The following is a 19,080-nucleotide window of genomic DNA, read 5'->3' on the forward strand; positions in this document are numbered from 1 at the left end:
CGTATTGCTTTGGCTTGCAGGCTCATTCGGGGGTACCGATACCGAAATCGTCTATAGTGACGAAGTCCCAGCCAGCGACGTACTTGTCGTCGAAGAACTCTTTCATCCACTTTCGAAGGCCCTCATCGCCGCCGTCCTCATAAGCCCGCAACAGGGCCTCGATCTCCTCGGGACTGATGTCGTTGGCCACGCGGCGATCGCGCGCATACCCCTGGTCGTAGCCGCCCACGCCTTGCTCACCGCTGACCCAGATTTTGCTGCCAGTGCGAAGCGCCTGCCTGCCTTGTGAGCTGCTGCGGAAGTCCGCCGTGGCCCCCCGTCGACCCCGTTTGGTCGTCGTGACGCGCCGCGCCGCTGCCCGGATCGACGCCAGTCGGCCCTTCGACGGTTGTTGGGTGCCAGCGGCCCAGCGCCGTACGGTGCCCTGGGAAACTCCGAGTGATTGCGCGGCGGCTCTGGCGTTGACTGTCCCACCACGCGGGCCCCGGCCGAACACTGCCTGCAACATGCCTCGCATGCTGCTGCCCTCTGCGGAGTCGGCCTCACGCCGGCCTGAGATCCGCCGCAAGAACGTGTTGCTTTGCGCTGCTTGTGCTTGCCGGATCGCTTGGCGGACATCGCGTTTGGATGCACCCAAGCCCCGTGCGGCGCGGTCGACGTCGACCGTTCCGTTAGCGACCGAGCCGTACCCCGCCAGGTCGCTGGCACTGATTCGGCTGCGTCTGCCTCGGCGCGCCATCAGCAGCCCTCAGCGTCAGTGCACAGATTGGCGCGCCACTCACGGGCGGGGATCAAGTCTCGTTTGCCGCGGTAGTCACGTCCGTTGAGGTGCTCGAGGTGCTCGTCGAGCAGCCCAGAGCCTTCCGGCTTGTACTGCCCGAAGCCGCGGCCAAACGACTCTGGCCCGCCAGGCCAGGCTGTCACCGGATCCGGGTCATCGGAGGCGTAGAGGACCGTGTCGGTGGCCACCGCCAAGGGCCATTGCCCCGTCTTCTCACCGATTTGGTGTAGCCGGTAGACGATGTTGGCCTTGGCTTTGGCGAGTACGTGCAGCCGCCGTTCGGGGCTGTAGGCGGGTTTGCCTTTGAGGTGCTCATCGGAGCCGATGATGCCGATCCCGTGGGTGCGGATGATTTTGGCTTGATCACGCGCGGCTTGAGCGTCGGGATCGTCGAGGTCCAGCATCGCACTGGCGTCGCGGAACCGTTCGTACCAGCCCAGTAGCACTCGGCCGTGGCGCGACCACAGCCATGCTTGCAGGATTTGTGGTTGGTAGCCGAGCTCGATAGCGCGCTCCAACGTCGGGGTGCATACCCACTTGGGGCCGGTGAACTGCAGTCCTCTCGGGTTGAGGACATAGGGCAGCCGCCAGTCGGGGGTTTCGGGGATGTCGACTAGCCAGTAGCCCGGTGTCTTGGCGTTAAATGGTGCCCCATCGGGGTGGTGGATTGGGTCGCCGATGGGCAACTCCAGACCGGCGATGCCGGCCACGTAGGAGCCGCCACGGTCATAGGCGTGGATGTAGCGGCGTTGGCGTTCGTCGCTGGTGGGTCGGCGTGACCAATCGAAGTCCGATTCCACATCTCCGATACCGAACGGCGGCGCGGTTGTCGACGGCGCGAAGACGACGTCGCGCCACTCCTGTGGGGACCACGTCTTGGTTCTGGTCTGCAACATCAAGTCCACCGCGGTGACACCGGCGTTGATTTTCCACGGGAACCGCAACGCGTCAGCCAGTAGCTGCAGCCGCTTGGCGATCTGAGCTGGCGCCGGTTCATCGGACAAGATCGGCATCTCATCCGCGCCGGTGCCCATGCCGGGGATGAGCGCGATCATCACACCGCGCTTGTCGTCTCGATAGACGCGGGTCCAGGTGCCCAGCCGGTGAGCGTTAGGGTCCTCCCCCGCCCCGCCTAGGCTCCATCCTTCGTTGACCGCGCCGGTGACGAAGTCGATGTTTTCGGTGAGTTGGCGCAGCGACTTGGCGCGATCGCGGCGACTGATGGCAGCGACGTCGATACCGAATTCCTGGCACGCCGCTTCGGTGATCCAAATTTGTCCTGGCTCATTGTATTTCGCGGTGAGGCGGTACCCGAGATGGTGCGTATAGGCAAGCTCGGCGACCTGACCCACGTGCACGATCGGTGGGCCCAGTTCGACTCGGGTGCCATCGGCCAGCCAGAGCCCGTCGGTGTGTAACACCGCGGCCGGTGCGCCGCCAGATACGGCCCTGTTCGAGGCGCGGCCAGATTGGGTCCCGGCCGTCGTCGGCGACGGTGTCACATCGTCCTTGGCTGCCGATCCTTTAGCCGTTACCGACGCCCCGTTGAGGGGCCCCTGGTCAGCATCCACAGCAGCGGTTTCCGATGCCGGGCTCTCCACACCTCTTGGATTGCTGGCTTCCATCTTGGGCGCGACGGCGATGGGCGTTCGTTGGCCGGGTCCCTCGAGTGCAGCGCTCAGCGCAGCGGCGACCTCGGCGGTGTTCTCAGCGGTCAGGACCTCGAGGATGAGCTCGTCAGTCACCGCCGCTTGGTGGGTCACCGTCATGCGTCCCAGGCGGGAATGGGTGTCGGACAGATCCACTGGCTCACCCGTCGCTTCGTCGAGGCCAGTCGCATAGATCATCGCGGCATCGCGCGCATACACCGGCCACAGCCGGTATTCGCGCGAGATCCGCATCGCTGCCCGCCGGCCACGGAATCGCACTCGCGCGGCGATCGCCGCGGCCCAGGCTGGCTGGAAGTGCTGTCGCCACGCTGGATCAGCCCACGGTTCGGGGTCGGCCAGCGCCTGCAGATATTCCGCGGCAGCCGAATCGACGAGCGCACGTAGTGGCGCATCGTTGGCGAACTCTTCCCGGGCTTCGCGCAGCCGCGTCGACCAGGCTTCCAAGAGGCGGGTCTGCTGGGGCCACACGATCGCCTGCTCGATGCCGAGCCGAGCGGCGGGCAGGCCGGCGCCGCCGTCGCGGACGTCTTTGGCCAGCCCGTCAAGATCCTCGGTGGTCACCCAGGCCAGGGTTGGCGTATCAAGGCGCATCTGTGGGTGAGGCGGCGGCAGCATCTGAGGCAACCGCATGTCACCAGCTGGCGGGAGCGTGACCCTCCACAGTCCGAATGGCCGCTTCTGGCCGGTGCTGGCTGCAGCTGCTGTTATGGCGTCCAGCACCTGCGGTTGGCCGTATCCGAACGTCAGTGTTCCCGCGGCCGCCAGCTCAGGGCATTCCTGGGTCAGCCACACCAGCTGGTCGCTGTGCTCGAATTCCTCTTCGACCTCCGAAGCAGGCGCACACCAAGGTGGCTGAACGCGGATCTCGGCCATAACGTTCGCCGGCAGCACCCCGGGCTCGGACACGACGGCCCCCCGCCGCCCGGCGCGGGCCCGCATGATGCGGTCATTGATCACCGCTGCCGAGGCCGCTCCGCTGCCTGCGGGCAGCGCTCCCAGCACGGCCGACCACCGGTGCAGGCGGCGCCCCAATTCAGCCGCGTCCTCGACAAGATCGTCGCGCTCACCGACTAACCAGGGATGCAGCTCGGCCACGATCTCGACCGAAACACGTTGCGCGCCAACTCCCCGAGCCAGAACGACCGCACGTCCCTTTCCGTGCCGCAGCTCCCAACCGCGCCCCACCAGCGGCGCCAACGACCGCCCCAGCTGCTCGACCAGTCCGGAATCCCCCGCGCCGGGGTCGGGAGTAATCAAATGGCGACACCCCGCACCTACCACCCATATCCGGGCAGGGTCCGCATCGGCATCCCCGGCAGGTATCGGCTGCAGTAGGCCACGATTGCCGTGCGCCCACTCGATTAGCTTCTCAAGCTTGTCGACGGAGTCCACCGGCCCGGTAAGGACATCACCGCCGACCGTGAACGCACCCGAGCCGGTGACAATCACGACGTGACGCTCAACGATTAGCGACGCTGTGTTTGCGTCCGTCATAGGCGGCCTTCAGGCGTGCGGGCGGCCAGGTACGGACGGATGCGCGCGCTGGCCCCCTGCTGGGTCATCCCGAGTACGGCACCGACTTCGGTGTAGGTCGCACCGGCCGCGATCGCCGCCGCGGCGGCGGGTCGCTCATCGAGGCCGGCGGCGCGTAAGAGCGCGGCGCGCGTCAGCTGCACCGCTTTGGTTTCAGCGGCACTGGCTCGTTCCACAGCTTTAACCAGTCGAGCACGTTGCGCAGGTGTAGCTTTGCGACGGGCCACGCGGCGCAGCCAGACATCCACTGCGGCCGCCAGAGATGAATCAGCCATCTTCGAGGCAAAGCTTGCCGATTCCCGTTGCGCGGCAGCCTGAATCGACGCGACGCTAGGATCCGTCGTCGTCATGGCCGCCTGCGTTCTGCAGCTACGTTCAGCACGGGTGTGATGCTATCCACGAACTGTGACACCAACAAGCATTCGTTGTGCTTGTCTACAAGTGTTTCTTGTGCCCCTTGATGACCTGGTCCAGGTCTGGCCTGCATAAAGGCACGACGCAAAACTGCTTATTTGTCACACTCAACGCTTTCAGCTAGTCAGTCCACGTGCGATCACTGTGTTCGCCATACTGAGCCGCCACGTCGTGTGGCGACCCACCGTGCCTGCGCGGATTACCTGGCCGCGTTTCTCGAGGATCTCCAAGTTGTGATAGATGCGTTCGTGAACCACGTCCGCGCCGAAACTAGTTGAAAGACCGCGCCGTAGTTCAGCGGTCGTCATTGGCCCGGCCGCTTTAGTCAGCGCGGCGAGCAGTCCTTGTCGCACCGCCTCCGGCGGGAGGCTAGGCATACGATGGACCTTCGTGGGTGGTCTGCGCCGTACTCGCCGAGGTTGGGAAGAACCGCCGCCCCCACCGCTGTGCCCCAACGGCCACAGGCTGCGAGGTGGCGGACGTGTCCTGGTCGGCAGCCAACAATGTTCCTGCGGATCCGTTCATCGCAGCTTTCACTGCCGCGAACGGGCGGAATTGCATCTGCTGCAACATAATTACTCTATCTCCGCGCGAGTATAGCGTGCGGTAAAGCGCATCCCGCGGGTGTCGGATCACGCCCACAAATGGGCGCCGCCTAACATTAAGACTGGCGCATCATTGTTGCATCTGATACAACACCATGGTGGATGTCGAGTTGCCGGGGTCAGTGGCGCTGTCGCTGGTGTCAAAGGTGCTTCCGTTGGATCCGGAGGCCACGGTCTTCACTGCGATGCTGTCTGGTTGGGCTGATCAGCAGCGAGCCCGGGTGTGCAAGCCACCGACCGTGCAGGCACGGGCGAGCGTGGTCCGTCGTTTCGCCGAGTTCACCGGGACGTTTCCCTGGCAGTGGCAAGCAGACGACGCGGATGCGTTCTTCTCGCACCTGCTTTCCGGTGCGGAGCCGAAAGCTGACTCGACGGTACGGGGATATCAGAACGCGTTGCGGTTGTTCTGCGGCTTCGTCACCGACGCGCGATATGGATGGGCGTCACTGTGCTTTGAGCGGTTCGGCCAGGTCCCGTCACAGATCCTGCACGACTGGAACACGGTGAATCACGTCAACGAGTTTGAGGGGCGGCCCGGACGGCGCCCGCTGAGCTATGACGAGGTTCAAGAGCTCTTTGATGCCGCTGATGGCTTGGTAGATCAGGCGCGACGCCGGCACCGCAAGGGGGCGGTGTCAGCGTTGCGGGACTCGACGCTGCTCAAGACCGTCTACGCGTACGGATTGCGGCGCCAAGAGGTGGTGGGACTGGACCTTGTGGATCTGAGATCTAATCCCAAGTTGCCGTCTTACGGTCGCTTTGGCGGCGTGTTCGTCCGGTTCGGGAAAGCGTCGCGAGGTAGTTCGCCGAAGCGACGTATCGTGCTGACCGTGCCGGAAATGGATTGGATTGTCCAGGTTTTCGAGTCCTATCTCGAGGAGGTTCGTCCGTGCTTTCGACCGGGTCGGCATCCGGCGTTATGGGTCACTGAACGTTGCGGCCGTCTCTCGAAACGCGGTGCCAACGAAGCCTTTGTGGCGGCGCGGGAGGCCGCGGGGCTGCCCCAGGTGCTAGATCTGCATTCTCTGCGCCATTCCTATGTCACACACTTGACCGAATTCGATTACCCGGAGCGCTTCGTGCAAGACCAGGTCGGACATTCCTATGCGAGCACCACGTCGATTTATAGCCACGTCTCCGACGAGTACCGCAACCGTTTGCTCCGTGAAGCGTTCACCAAGCGCGGCGTTGCCGTCGGGGAGGATCAACCGTGATCAAGAAGATGGGTTACCAGTGGCGGCTGCGGGTGCTGATGGCGCAACGGGAGCTCTACCAGACGACCGATCTGGTGCCGCTGTTGGCAGAACGTGGCGTGGTCCTGTCGCGAGAGCAAGTGTTTCGGCTCGTTACTGCGCCTCCCCACCGGCTCTCGATGGACGTGCTGGCAGCGTTGTGCGACATCCTTGAATGCTCACCCAACGACCTGATCGAAATCGAAACCGTCAATCAATCGGTGAAGAAGGCTGCCGGAGACCAGCCACAATCAGTACCGAAGGTGCGGCGCACGACCGTGCGTCGACCTGACCACCGCTCATGAGGGGATCGGCGAATTTCAATCCCGACGCGTGGGATCGAGTCCGCGCTCACCTGGTGCGGGCTCTTCCCGGCCTCACGCTTGCAGATGCCGACCGCCTCCTCAAAGCCGCTCGTATAGATCGCCCGAAAACGCTCAATCAAGTCGACGCGTACCTGGCCGGTCATGGTGACGGGGTGCTCAACCCGGACGCGTCCTGCCCGCGCGGGCTCATGCGCTTTGCCCACGTACTGGTGGCCGATGGCCACCCGTCGGTGCGGCCGCCGGCCTGTACGAATTGTCAACAGCGCACGCCGCTGATCGCGGTCGGTCCGACCGGCCATATTTGTGGCCGCTGCAGGGATCTCAACCGACCGTTCACGTGCGCGCGATGCGCAAAGGCCTGCGTCAGCAGACGGTTCAATGTCCCCGACGGACCGGTCTGCTCGACTTGCTACAGCCGAGACCCGTTGTCGCGCAAGCAATGCAGCAAGTGCGGACGCCTGCGTCCGCGGGCGCGCCGACTCGCTGACGGCGGGGTGCTCTGTCCCGCCTGCGCCCCAGCGCGCATCGACACCTGCTCACGATGCGGGCAACGCCGCCCCGCCCCGTACCTGGCATCGGAGGGACGCATCTGCAAGAAGTGCTACGGCAGGGCCAACACCGTGTGGGTGTGCGGGTTGTGTGGAGTCACCCGTCGGCGGCAAAGCGGCAGCGTCCTGGGCCCGCACTTGTGCGGCACCTGCCGCGGCCGCGCGACGACAACCTATTCCGGGATCCGCTCACCACACTCGAAGTCCACCTGCGCGTTCTGCCGGCAACGGCGCGTAGTAGGCCGCCATTGGCCAGCGGGGCCGGTCTGCAAACCGTGCTACCGCAAGGCCAAGGTGTACCCGTCTCCATGCGCGGGGTGCGGCCAGCTGGCGGTGCTGATCGGATTCGACCCCGACGGGCGCCGAATCTGCGGGCCATGTTCTGGTTCCATACTCGACTACCGCTGCGCCCATTGCGGGCAACCCGGTGTTCGTGCACATAACCGTTGTAGCCGCTGCCACACCGCCGAACTGCTGCACACTGCCTTGGCCGGGCCCGATGGCGCGATACCGGCGCAACTGAAACCATTGGCGGGCGCCCTCGCCAGCGCCAATGATCCACGCAGCGTTGCCGTCTGGCTCGGCAAGAGCGCGGCCGCTGAGCTCCTCATGAACTTGGCCCGCACCGGGCAGACGATCACTCACCACGCACTCGACCAGCTCCCACCCAGTAGGCACGTCAACTACGTACGCGAAATTCTCGTTCGCACAGCAGTATTGACGCCTCGCAACGAATACCTCGAACGTATCGAACCATGGTTGGACCGCTATCTAGCGAACTGTCCGACCGAACATGCACAACTGGCGCGCAGCTACGCCATCTGGTACCTCCTGCACCGAGCCCGCCGTGCCAAACAGCCACTCAGCAACCCTGGGGCAGCACGCATTCGCCGCCAGGTCGGCGTCGCACTGGAATTCCTCGCGTGGCTCAAGACCCGGGGACGCACCCTGGCGACCATGGATCAAGGTGACATCGACAACTGGTTGGCCCACGGTACCTGGCGACACCGAGAGATCCGGCCCTTCCTGCACTGGACAACGCAGCGTCGTATCACCCACGGCACCTGCGCGCCGGCCACCCGAACAGGGCCGCCCTCGGTGTTCATCGAGGAAGCCGCGCATCTCGAACAGCTCCACCGTTGCCTCGACGACGACACCATTGACATCGACGTGCGCGCCGGTGGTGCGATCATCCTGCTGTACGGAATCACCACCACCCGAGTCCTCGGGCTGCGACAGAACCAGATACACGCCCGGGACGACCACACCTACCTCACCCTGCGCGACCATGAGATGGTTTTACCCCCCAAGCTCGCCCAACTGGTCGCGCAACTGCCGCGTCCAACTCGGCGCTCGACCCTGCCCGAGCCCCCAACGCCGGACCGGTTGCTATTTCCCGGACGCACGCCCGACCGTCCAGTCAACGCTGGCGCGTTCGGCAAGCGACTCAAACGCAGCGGTCTCACAATCCGCGGCGGCCGCAACACCGGCCTCATCGGCCTGGCAGCAGAACTGCCCTCCGCCGTGCTCGCCGATCTGCTCGCCATCGATATCGTCACGGCGACGCGCTGGGCCGGATATGCAAAGCGCGACTGGAACGACTTTCTCGCCGTACGTCACGCCAACCCTCGATCGGCGGGACGCGACCGCCGGCACCGTTTGTAGCGGGCCCTACCGCCCCTTACCACTGTCAACACCGACACCACACCGCCGGCGGCTGGAACCGAAACCAGCATCATCGCCCGCCCTGCGGTACTGACTGACCGTCAAAGACGTCGAGATCGCCGAACTCAAAGCCCCGTTGGCGACCGCACCATCGCGGTCCTGCAACCAACTCGACAAACTCCACGACACCAACAGTTAAGCGCAGCAGGTGGGATCCAGCGCAGTGCATAACGCCTGCAACGCATCCGGGCGCACCCGGTGAAACACATTCATCCCGCGCCGATCCGAGATCACCAGACCTGCCTTGCGCAACTGCGTCAAATGATGGCTGACCGTGGACTCACTGAGATCCAGCACTGCGGCCAGCTCCCCGGAAATCTCCTCGCCAGCAGACGAGCTGAAGAGATACGAAATGATCTTGACCCGCACCGGGTCAGCCAATGCTTTGAGCCGCAACGCGACCGCCAACGCATCGGCATCGCTGATCGGGCCTGAGGCCACCGGCGCGCAACACACCGGCGCAGTCGTATCGATCACCGGCAACGCTTTGGGCATCACACCATCCTGCCACAGAGATTGACATATATCGAAAAGGTGGGCATGCTGGGGCCCAGACCACTAGTTCGATATATGTCTCACACCTTGGAGGTTCGCTGCCATGTCACGGGTTCAATTGGCTCTCAACGTTGACGATCTCGATGAGGCAATCACGTTCTACTCCAAGCTGTTTCACACCGAACCGACCAAACGCAAGCCCGGCTACGCCAACTTCGCCATCGCCGATCCGCCGCTGAAGCTGGTGCTGCTGGAAAACCCCGGCCAGGGTGGGACGCTGAATCATCTCGGTGTCGAAGTCGAGTCCAGCGAGGTGGTGCACACCGAGATCGCCCGGCTCACCGAAGCTGAGATGTTCACCGAAGAGGAAATCGGCACCACCTGCTGTTTTGCCACTCAGGACAAGGTGTGGGTCACCGGTCCCAGTGGCGAGCGCTGGGAGGTCTACACCGTGCTGGCCGACTCCGACACCTTCGGCACCAGGCCGGGCCAGTCTCAGACCGGTGATTGCGGGCCGGGTGTCTGCGCTAGCAGCACTGCCGGCACCGCGGCAGCAGCGACGTCGTGCTGCTGACCGCCGACTGCGACTGCGTAAACGGAACGATTCCATGACGCAGACTACCGCTGCTGCTGCCCAAACCAACGCGGTGGCAAGGCTTTCCAGGCTGGATCGGCTGTTGCCGGTCTGGATCGCGGTCGCCATGGCCGCCGGGCTGCTGCTGGGCCGCTGGGTGCCCGGTGTCAACACCATCCTGCAGAAGGTGCAAATCGATGGGATCTCGCTGCCGATCGCGCTGGGCCTGTTGATCATGATGTATCCGGTGCTGGCCAAGGTCCACTACGACCGCCTCGACACCGTCACCAGCGACCGGCGTCTGCTGGTCAGCTCGCTGCTGCTGAACTGGGTGCTGGGCCCTGCGGTGATGTTCACGCTGGCGTGGCTGCTGTTGCCCGATCTACCCGAATACCGCACCGGGCTGATCATTGTTGGGCTGGCCCGCTGCATCGCGATGGTCATCATCTGGAACGACCTGGCCTGCGGAGACCGCGAAGCCGCCGCCGTGCTGGTTGCGTTGAACTCGATCTTCCAGGTCTTCATGTTCGCCGCCCTGGGCTGGTTCTACCTCTCAGTACTGCCCGGATGGCTGCACCTGCCCCAAACCACCATCTCCACCTCACCTGGGCAGATCGCCAAATCCGTGCTCATCTTCCTGGGCATCCCCCTGGCAGCCGGTTACCTGTCCCGACGATTCGGCGAAAAAGCCAAGGGCCACACCTGGTATGAAACCCGCTACCTGCCCACAATCGGGCCCTGGGCACTCTACGGGCTGCTGTTCACCATCGTGATCCTGTTCGCCCTACAAGGGCATCAAATCGCCAGCCGGCCATGGGATGTCGCCCGCATCGCAGTGCCACTGTTGGCCTACTTCGCCATCATGTGGATCGGCGGCTACCTGCTGGGCGCCACACTCGGGCTGGGCTATGAGCGCACCACCACCCTGGCGTTCACCGCAGCCGGCAACAACTTCGAACTAGCCATCGCGGTCGCGATCGCCACCTACGGAGCCACCTCCGGACAAGCCCTGGCCGGAGTCGTCGGACCCCTGATCGAAGTGCCCGTGCTCGTCGCCCTGGTCTATGTGTCATTGGCGCTGCGACCACGCGTATTTCCCACACGATCAGCCGTCGCTGAGACCTCCAGGAGCGCTCACTGATGAGCGGCACACCCAGCGTTTTGTTCGTCTGCGTGCACAACGCCGGTCGTTCCCAAATGGCCGCCGCGTTACTGACCCACCTAGCCGGTGATCGCATCGAGGTCCGTTCCGCGGGAACCGAACCCGCCGACCAGATCAATCCCGCCGCGGTCACAGCGATGGCGGAAATCGGCATTGACATCACCGTAGCCAGCCCCAAAATCCTCACTCCCGACGCGGTGCAAGCCAGCGACATCGTGATCTCCATGGGCTGCGGCGACACCTGCCCCTACTTCCCCGGAGTCGCCTACCGCGACTGGAAATTTAACGACCCAGCGGGCCAACCGCTTGCGACCGTGCGCCACATCCGCGACGAGATCGCCGAACACGTCCGGGCACTCATCGCCGAACTCCTCCCGACCACCAACACGGCGTAAACACCGGGCGGCCCGTCGCGTTCGGGCGCCAGACACAACCCCGCGGCGGCCCGTCGCGGACACTCGTGGCGACCGGCGCTTAAGCGGAAAAGCGTTGTGCTCGCGGCATCATCTCGATGGTCCTACTGGACTGTCCCAAAGCTCGGGCGCCCGAGGGGGCGTGGGTGTTTGGGGTGTGTGCAGTCCGGGTGGTCGCGGATGTTTGGGCACTAATGGTGGTGTCGCGCGAGACCGGTCGTGGGCATGCACCCGCTTCAGAGTGGACCGAGCTCACAGCCGAAATCAAAGTACTTGACCAAGGCCGCGCCGCCTTAGGATATGAGGTGGGTGACAAACGTGGGGTGCACGAGTAGCGCAACACCGAGAACGACGAGTATGGCGGCTGTCAGACGGCGAAGCTGATCGCCGTAAGGGGCCACTTTTTCCAGCCAGATGACAACCGAGAGCGCCAGCATCCACGCCAATTGCATTGTGCCAAAAGCGATCAGCACCACCATCAGCATCCAACAAGAACCCAGACAGTAGATGCCGTAGCGGCTTCCGGCAAGCAACGCCCGGGCAGGACTGTTGAGGTTGTCGTCTGACCCCCCGGACCGCGACGTGGTCCGGCGGCAGTGGCGCAGACAGGTCGCCTTGAACGAGCTGAGCTGATGCATCCCCGCGCCCAGCGCCACCGCGCCGGCGACCCGCCCGACCCACGGACAACTGTGGAGCACCGGGTTCAGGTAAGTCGAGGCCACAAAGGCCGGGATGCCCACGACGGTCCACACGGCCAGGTAGCCGGCCACAAAGATGATCGCTGCAGCGGTGTTGCCAGCCGCGGCGCGGGCATACCGGCCAACCATGGGTAGGGCCGCGGGAAGCATCATCGCCGCCATCATGGCGACCCACGCAATCAGGAACGCGGCCAACGACATCGTCGATCGGGCGTCCATCGGCATGGTGTCGCCGCGCATGCCCGCGGCGCTGACTACTGACCACCACCAGCCCAGGCCTGCCACACCCAGCAGCACTGCCGGCAACCAGATATCGGTCCACAATCGCCCACGTCCTTGGCCATTGTCCACGTAGCGACTCCCTTCGGGTTGGTGCCCAGAATACGATCTTGCACTACCCACCCGGGGTGGGGTGGGGTATGATTCGTTACGTCCGGTGTCGATGGGAGTGATGAGGCGGTTATGAGCGAGGAATTGACAGCGAAAAAGCATGCGGCGCTAAATCGGCTCAAGACGGTTCGCGGGCACCTTGACGGGATCATTCGGATGCTGGAATCCGACGCTTACTGCGTGGACGTGATGAAGCAGATCTCCGCGGTGCAGTCCTCGCTGGAGCGTGCCAATCGGGTGATGTTGCACAACCACTTGGAGACGTGTTTTTCGTCGGCGGTGCTCGATGGCCGCGGGCAAGCGGCCATCGACGAGCTGGTTGATGCCGTCAAGTTCACCCCGGCGCTGACCGGCCCGCAGGCCCAGATCGGCGGTGCGGCGGTCGGTGAACCTAACGGTCAAGAACCGGCCACGGTGGGCAGCCCGAAGTAACGGCCACCATATTTTCGTGTCGGACAGTAGCTAGGACACGCCGCGCTGCGGCGGTGCGATGAGATGACAAGGGAGCGTTGAAGATGTTGGCGTTACATGGATTGATGGCTAAGGCGGTGCCCACCGTGGTCACCGGCGCGGTCGGGGTTGCGGCCTACGAGGTGCTGCGCAAAGGGGTGGCCAAGATTCCGTTGCGTGGGGCCACCGTCACCGTGACCGCCTGGGGGATCCGTGTTGGCCGTGAGGCCGAGCGCAAGGCCGGCGAGAGCGCTGAGCGGGCTCGACTCACCGCCGCCGACGTGATCGCCGAGGCCAAAGAACGCCTCGGGGACGACGTCCCACCGGTAGCGGTGGTGGACTCGAGCAACAACGATGACCACTGACACTGCGACCGGCGCCGATCTCACGCTGAAAGTCGTCTCCGACGCGTGCGGGCGAATGCGGGTGCACGTCACCGGGTTTCGCGTCGACACGGTGCGGGCTGTGGCGATCGAGGAGACGGTTGCCACGGTGGCCGGCGTGCAAGCTGTGCAAGCGTATCCGCGCACGGCCTCGGTAGTGGTCTTGTATTCACCCGACAGTTGCGATACCGCCGCCGTGATGGCGGCGATTGCTGACGCCCAGCACATCCCCGCCGCGTCGATACCTGCGCGCGACCCGCACTCAGCTGATGTCGGCCGCATCGGTGTGGTGCGACGAATTGCCAGCGGGATTGGGCTGGCGCTATTCGGCCTGCGCCGTGGCGTGCAAGCCCGCCCGCCGGAGGTCGACAGTGGCGGTAGCTGCGGGTCGGGTTCGGCCACCTGCGGCCAGCTATCGCCGCGCGAGGAGAATCGGCGTCAGCGCCGGACGTGGCTGCGACGGCTGTGGCTAGCCCTGCCGTTGGGGCTGCTGGCGATGGCTGCGCCGATGTTGTTCGGCGCTTATCCGTGGGCGGGGTGGGTGGCGTTTGCCGCGACGGTCCCGGTGCAATTCGTGGCTGGGTGGCCGTTCCTCACCGGGGCGGTGCGGCAGGCGCGGGCAGGGTCGGCGAATATGGACACGCTGATCGCGCTGGGCACGTTGACCGCGTTTTTCTACTCCACCTATGAGTTGTTCGCCGGTGGGCCACTGTTTTTCGACACCGCAGCGTTGATCATCGCGTTCGTGGTGCTGGGCCGCTATTTTGAGGCCACCGCCACCGGCAAAGCCTCCGAGGCGATTAGCAAGCTCCTCGAGATGGGCGCCAAGGAAGCCTGCCTGCTCGTCGATGGCCAAGAACTCCTCGTGCCAGTTGATCGGGTGCATGTCGGAGACCTGGTGCGGGTGCGCCCGGGAGAGAAGATCCCGGTCGACGGTCAGGTCACCGAGGGGCGCGCCGCGGTCGACGAGTCGATGCTTACCGGCGAATCCGTCCCGGTCGAAAAGGCGGTGGGTGACCATGTCGCTGGGGCAACCGTCAACACCGATGGTGTGCTGACCGTGCGCGCCACCGCGGTCGGGGCCGATACCGCGCTAGCCCAGATCGTGCGTCTGGTGCAGCAGGCGCAGGGCGGCAAGGCCCCGGTGCAGCGGCTGGCCGACCGGGTCTCAGCGGTGTTCGTGCCCGCCGTCGTAGGGGTTGCCGCCTTGACGTTTGTCGGCTGGACACTGCTGGCCGCCAACCCGGTCGCGGGCATGACCGCGGCGGTCGCGGTGCTGATCATCGCCTGCCCGTGCGCGCTGGGCCTGGCCACCCCCACCGCGATCACCGTCGGCACCGGCCGGGGCGCCGACTTGGGGATCCTGGTCAAAGGCGGTGAGGTGCTGGAAGCCTCCAAGAAGATCGACACCGTGGTGTTCGACAAGACAGGTACCCTCACCCGCGCCCAGATGCGGCTCACCGATGTCATTGCCGGCAAGCGCCGCCAGCCTAATCTGGTGCTGCGGCTGGCCGCCGCGGTCGAGTCGGGCTCCGAACACCCGATCGGCGCGGCCATCGTGGCCGGTGCACGCGAACACGGGTTGAAGATCCCGGCCGCCGCAGAGTTTGCCAACCTGGCTGGCCACGGCGTGCGCGCCGAGGTTGACGGCCACACCGTGCTGGTCGGGCGGCGCAAGCTCATCGACGAAAACGATCTGGAGTTGCCCGAGCATCTTGGGGCGGCGGCCGCAGAGCTCGAAGAACGGGGCCGCACCGCGGTGTTCGTCGGCCGCGACGGTCAGGTTGTGGGGGTGCTCGCGGTGGCCGACACGGTTAAAGACGACGCCGCCGACGTGGTCGCCCGGCTGCACGCCATGGGGCTACACGTCGCCATGATCACCGGCGATAACGCCCGCACCGCGGCCGCCATCGCCGGGCAGGTTGGCATCGACCGTGTGCTGGCCGAGGTGTTACCGGAAGACAAGGTCACCGCGATCCGGGCCCTGCAGGACGAGGGCCGGGTGGTTGCCATGGTGGGCGATGGCGTGAACGACGCCCCCGCGCTGGTGCAAGCCGATCTGGGCATCGCGATCGGCACCGGCACCGACGTGGCCATCGAAGCCTCCGACATCACGCTGATGTCCGGACGACTCGACGGCGTCGTGCAGGCCATCGAGCTATCCCGGCAGACCCTGCGCACCATCTATCAAAACCTGGGCTGGGCCTTCGGCTACAACACCGCCGCGATCCCCCTTGCCGCATTCGGCTTGCTCAACCCCGTCATCGCGGGTGCGGCGATGGGGTTCTCTTCAGTCAGTGTGGTGACCAACTCGCTGCGGCTACGGCGCTTCGGCCGCAACACCGGACAGCAACCAGATCCGGCCCCGCACCGTGCGCCTGCACCGGCATTGACTCAATAGTTTCAGACCGGCGCAGTAATCGTCCCCGAATCGGAGAAAGCGATGACACGACCAACGGATTTGCGTGCATCAGAGGCTATTTCAGCCTTCGGCCATGCCGCAGATCACCCTTCGGTGTGGCGACGGTGCACACCGATACCTAACACCACAACCGGTCACCAACGATGGGAGGCACTGCGATGATGACGTGGTACGGCGGACCTGGCTCGGGCTGGTGCAGCGTGCTCGTCAACATTCCGTTGATGGTGGCGTTATGGGGCGCCCTCGTGACCGCCATAGTCCTGGCGGTCCGCATTGCCGCCAGGCAGCCAAACGATCCACCTGTCCCGACGCGCGCCACCCACCCCCGCCCCGACGGCACGGTCTCAACCCACGTTGCGGAATGCGGAAGCGGCGACGACGACTTTTACCGCCGATTGATGTAGCTGCCCGGGCAGCCTTGAGCGCCAAGCTCATTCGCCGCAGACACGGGATCACGGTGCCTAGGAGGTTATGGCATGGCGACATTCACTCGGCGAGCAGCACTGGCTGCGCTCGGTGCTAGCGCCGTGATGGGTATCGGGTACGCGCTGCGCGGAATCCTTGGTTCACCCGGCCTGCGCATCCGCCTGACCGACGGTGGCATGATGGGCGCGAGTCCGGCCGACATGAGCCTGTACATGGACATGTTCAACCGACACACTGAGATCACCCGCACCGTCGAGGAAATCCCGGGCGGCGTGCGCACCACCACCCAAACGAACGCTGCCGATCTCGCCGCGCAACTGCACGCACATGTCTCCAGCATGTACTCCCACCTCGACCAGGACTCCGAAGTCATGTGCATGAGCCAAAGCCTGCCAACACTATTCCGCAACGCCGGCGGCTACCGCCGCCAGCTCACGCTCACGCCCACCGGCGTCATCGCCGAGGAAACCTCCGACGACCCCGCCCTCACCGACGCCATCCGCAACCATGCCCGTGAAGTCAGCGGGTTCGTACGCGACGGCATGCCCGCAATGATGCAAACCATGATGGGCGGAATGATGGGACCTGGTGGCATGATGGGACCTGGTGGCATGATGGGACCCCGCGGACGACCATAGTGGCCGGCAACACCGCCGAATCTCGTTATCCCCCTTAGGTGAAATGCGGTCCAATAGCAGGCCTGGGGTGAACACACCGCTCAAGCACGTGTCCGCGAAGCCGCCTACCCTCGCTTCGGTGCCACCACAGAGCAGGCTGCCGCACGCCAACGCAGCCGCGACCGGGAGTATGGACTCGAATTGTGAAGGTGCCCATGGCCTTGAACGGCTCAGTGCCGTCTCCCTTGGTCCGTGAATGCGGTGTCAACCGGAGCGGACGGGAACTACGGTGGCGCGGTGAGCCAGGCGAGCATCCAGTGATATTGCGCCAGCACCGACCATGAGAAGAAAGAGGCTGCCGCACAGCTGCGCTAGGTCGACTCGGGATTCATGGATGAAGTCCCACCAGCCGTGTTCGCCACGGAAGAGCGGGGCCCGTCCCCAGAAGATCGGCACTTTCGTGATGAATAGTGCCCCAAGCATGTCGACAATCATTGGAACCGTGGCTAATCGAGTGAGCAGGCCGATGAGGATGAGCGCGCCGCAGCCAATCTCGAATACCCCATCGAGGGTGCTGAAGAACGCCGGCTGAGGTATCCCCACTTTGTTGAATCTGCCGGTTCCCAGTGAGGCGGGTCGCAAAAACTTCAGCACGCCTTCGCAGGCGAACACCAGGCCGACGTAGAGACGAATGAGAGCCACCGCGGCCGGGGCGCGGGTACACAGGAGTCGATTGGGCCACGGTATCGGTTGCATGATGTCCGATTTCCTTTCTCCCGCAACGGGATTCTTCACTCGGTCTCCGGGCTGCTTGGGAGGTATGCGGGTCACCGTCGGACAGGATCAGCTCCGCTGCGCCGGTGGGCGAGGAGGCGCCGAATTGCGTAGGCGGCGATTCCGATCGCCAGTACAGCCGCGCCGGCAAGCGCCGATGACAGCGGCAGTGCCAACGCCAAAACCACACAGCCGACGAGGCCGATCACGGGAATCGCCCTCAGTGGGCGGCCCTCATCGGGGCTGAGGGTGAACGCCGAGGCGTTGGTGACCGCGTAGTAGATCAGTACCGCGAAGGAGGAAAAACCAATGGCGCCGCGCACATCGGCGGTCGCGGCCAATATCACCACCACGACACCGATCAGAAGTTCGGCTCGGTGTGGCACTTTGAATTTGGGGTGCACGAAGGTCAGCGCGTGGGGCAGGTGGTGGTCGCGGGCCATGGCCAACGTGGTGCGCGAGACCCCCAGGACTAACGCCAGCAATGAGCCCAACGCGGCCACCGCCGCACCCACCCGCACCACGGGCACAAGCCAACTCACCCCCGCCGCCCGCACCGCGTCAGATAGCGGCGCGCTGGCTCCGGCGAGACGCTGAGGCCCCAATACGCCCAACGCCGCCGCGGCCACAAGCGCATACACGACCAAGGTGATACCCAGCGCCAGCGGAATTGCCCGTGGGATGGTGCGCGCTGGATCGCGCACCTCCTCGCCCAGCGTTGCGATGCGCGCATAGCCGGCGAAAGCGAAAAACAATAGGCCCGCGGCCTGCACCACACCCCCCAGGGTGACGCCCGCCAGGTCCAGTCGATCCACGGTCGTGGTGCCGGACGTGAACGCGGCGACTACCACCGAGGCCAGCACCGCCAGCACGAACGCGACGATGATGCGGGTCAGCCAGGCCGACTTCTGCACTCCGGCGTAATTCACCGCTGTCAGCGCCACGACCGCGGCGGCGGCCACCGCATGAGCCTGCGACGGCCACACATACACGCCCACCGTCAGCGCCATCGCTGCGCACGAGGCAGTCTTGCCGACGACAAACCCCCAACCGGCCAGATATCCCCAGAAATCGCCCAGGCGCTTGCGGCCGTACACATAACTTCCGCCGGACGCCGGGTAGAGGGCCGCCAACCGCGCCGAGGAGGTGGCATTGCAATACGCCACAACAGCTGCCACCGCCAAACCCAGCAGCAACCCCGAGCCGGCGGCACGCGCTGCCGGTGCCAGGGCGGCGAAAATCCCGGCGCCGAGCATCGACCCCAACCCGATCACTACCGCGTCGAACACCCCCAGGCTTCGCTGCAGTTCATCGGGTGTCGCGTTACCGGCGGCGGAGTTCGGGCAGCGGCGGTCTGGCACGGGTTCACCTCATATTTGCTGGGATCGAACATGACGGGCACACGTCCACCGACGCCGAAATATATCAAACTCAATTGATGT

General features: G+C 64.9%; 15 protein-coding genes and 1 pseudogene. 9 read left to right on the top strand and 7 right to left on the bottom strand.

The genetic code is table 11. From position 1 onward, the window contains the following. Positions 1–22: 22 nt before the first annotated feature. The 3 genes from AC5Y30_RS21020 to AC5Y30_RS21030 all read right to left on the bottom strand — a co-directional run bounded on the left by AC5Y30_RS21020 (position 23) and on the right by AC5Y30_RS21030 (position 4,334). Complete coding sequence (locus tag AC5Y30_RS21020) at positions 23–508, bottom strand: terminal protein (protein WP_231122296.1); 486 nt, start codon at positions 506–508, stop codon at positions 23–25. Between the two features lie 230 nt (positions 509–738). Then, a complete protein-coding gene (locus AC5Y30_RS21025) occupies positions 739–3,945 on the bottom strand; it encodes a hypothetical protein (protein ID WP_036473503.1) in 3,207 nt (1,068 codons plus the stop codon). Then, positions 3,942–4,334 (bottom strand): hypothetical protein, encoded by a 393-nt coding sequence (locus AC5Y30_RS21030; protein ID WP_036473501.1) that lies wholly within the window; start codon positions 4,332–4,334, stop codon positions 3,942–3,944. Before AC5Y30_RS21030 ends, AC5Y30_RS21025 begins: the two co-directional genes overlap by 4 nt. Before the next feature lie 764 nt (positions 4,335–5,098). Here AC5Y30_RS21030 and AC5Y30_RS21035 point away from each other — a divergent pair. The 3 genes from AC5Y30_RS21035 to AC5Y30_RS21045 all read left to right on the top strand — a co-directional run bounded on the left by AC5Y30_RS21035 (position 5,099) and on the right by AC5Y30_RS21045 (position 8,774). After that, the gene (locus AC5Y30_RS21035; RefSeq protein WP_225337305.1) at positions 5,099–6,217 is read left to right on the top strand and encodes a tyrosine-type recombinase/integrase; all 1,119 of its coding nucleotides are present in this window, start codon (positions 5,099–5,101) and stop codon (positions 6,215–6,217) included. Beyond that, positions 6,214–6,540 (top strand): helix-turn-helix domain-containing protein, encoded by a 327-nt coding sequence (locus AC5Y30_RS21040; protein WP_225337306.1) that lies wholly within the window; start codon positions 6,214–6,216, stop codon positions 6,538–6,540. The genes AC5Y30_RS21035 and AC5Y30_RS21040 overlap by 4 nt, the downstream gene beginning before the upstream one ends. 902 nt (positions 6,541–7,442) lie before the next feature. Then, positions 7,443–8,774, top strand: coding sequence for a hypothetical protein (locus AC5Y30_RS21045; protein ID WP_499920821.1), 1,332 nt, complete (start codon positions 7,443–7,445; stop codon positions 8,772–8,774). A 195-nt stretch (positions 8,775–8,969) separates the two neighbouring features. Here the strand turns inward: AC5Y30_RS21045 and AC5Y30_RS21050 are convergent, their stop codons facing one another. After that, positions 8,970–9,329 (bottom strand): Rv2640c family ArsR-like transcriptional regulator, encoded by a 360-nt coding sequence (locus AC5Y30_RS21050; RefSeq protein WP_225337308.1) that lies wholly within the window; start codon positions 9,327–9,329, stop codon positions 8,970–8,972. A gap of 103 nt (positions 9,330–9,432) precedes the next feature. On the opposite strand from AC5Y30_RS21050, the gene AC5Y30_RS21055 reads away from it, so the two are divergent. Beyond that, positions 9,433–9,903, top strand: coding sequence for an ArsI/CadI family heavy metal resistance metalloenzyme (locus AC5Y30_RS21055; protein ID WP_308012935.1), 471 nt, complete (start codon positions 9,433–9,435; stop codon positions 9,901–9,903). A 34-nt stretch (positions 9,904–9,937) separates the two neighbouring features. After that, positions 9,938–11,460, top strand: a pseudogene (arsB, locus tag AC5Y30_RS21060) (ACR3 family arsenite efflux transporter). Between the two features lie 311 nt (positions 11,461–11,771). Here arsB and AC5Y30_RS21065 read toward each other — a convergent pair. After that, positions 11,772–12,527 carry a copper chaperone gene (locus AC5Y30_RS21065; protein ID WP_499920824.1) on the bottom strand — a complete coding sequence of 252 codons (756 nt, stop codon included), beginning with the start codon at positions 12,525–12,527 and terminating at the stop codon, positions 11,772–11,774. Between the two features lie 111 nt (positions 12,528–12,638). On the opposite strand from AC5Y30_RS21065, the gene csoR reads away from it, so the two are divergent. From csoR to AC5Y30_RS21085, 4 genes are all read left to right on the top strand, one after another. Further along, positions 12,639–12,998 (top strand): copper-sensing transcriptional repressor CsoR, encoded by a 360-nt coding sequence (gene csoR / locus AC5Y30_RS21070; protein ID WP_225337310.1) that lies wholly within the window; start codon positions 12,639–12,641, stop codon positions 12,996–12,998. A gap of 86 nt (positions 12,999–13,084) precedes the next feature. Next, positions 13,085–13,381, top strand: coding sequence for a DUF1490 family protein (locus AC5Y30_RS21075; RefSeq protein ID WP_225337340.1), 297 nt, complete (start codon positions 13,085–13,087; stop codon positions 13,379–13,381). A 55-nt stretch (positions 13,382–13,436) separates the two neighbouring features. Continuing rightward, positions 13,437–15,800 (top strand): copper-translocating P-type ATPase, encoded by a 2,364-nt coding sequence (locus AC5Y30_RS21080; RefSeq protein ID WP_225337341.1) that lies wholly within the window; start codon positions 13,437–13,439, stop codon positions 15,798–15,800. A gap of 497 nt (positions 15,801–16,297) precedes the next feature. Further along, complete coding sequence (locus AC5Y30_RS21085; RefSeq protein ID WP_225337311.1) at positions 16,298–16,885, top strand: hypothetical protein; 588 nt, start codon at positions 16,298–16,300, stop codon at positions 16,883–16,885. Positions 16,886–17,128: 243 nt separating this feature from the next. Here the strand turns inward: AC5Y30_RS21085 and AC5Y30_RS21090 are convergent, their stop codons facing one another. Both AC5Y30_RS21090 and AC5Y30_RS21095 read right to left on the bottom strand, forming a co-directional pair. Then, positions 17,129–17,659 (bottom strand): DoxX family protein, encoded by a 531-nt coding sequence (locus AC5Y30_RS21090; RefSeq protein ID WP_372457216.1) that lies wholly within the window; start codon positions 17,657–17,659, stop codon positions 17,129–17,131. 32 nt (positions 17,660–17,691) lie between these two features. Then, positions 17,692–18,999, bottom strand: a complete 1,308-nt coding sequence (locus AC5Y30_RS21095) for an APC family permease (protein WP_225337312.1) — start codon at positions 18,997–18,999, stop codon at positions 17,692–17,694. Between the last annotated feature and the right edge of the window lie 81 nt (positions 19,000–19,080).

This window comes from Mycobacterium sp. NGS27 (assembly GCF_059813005.1).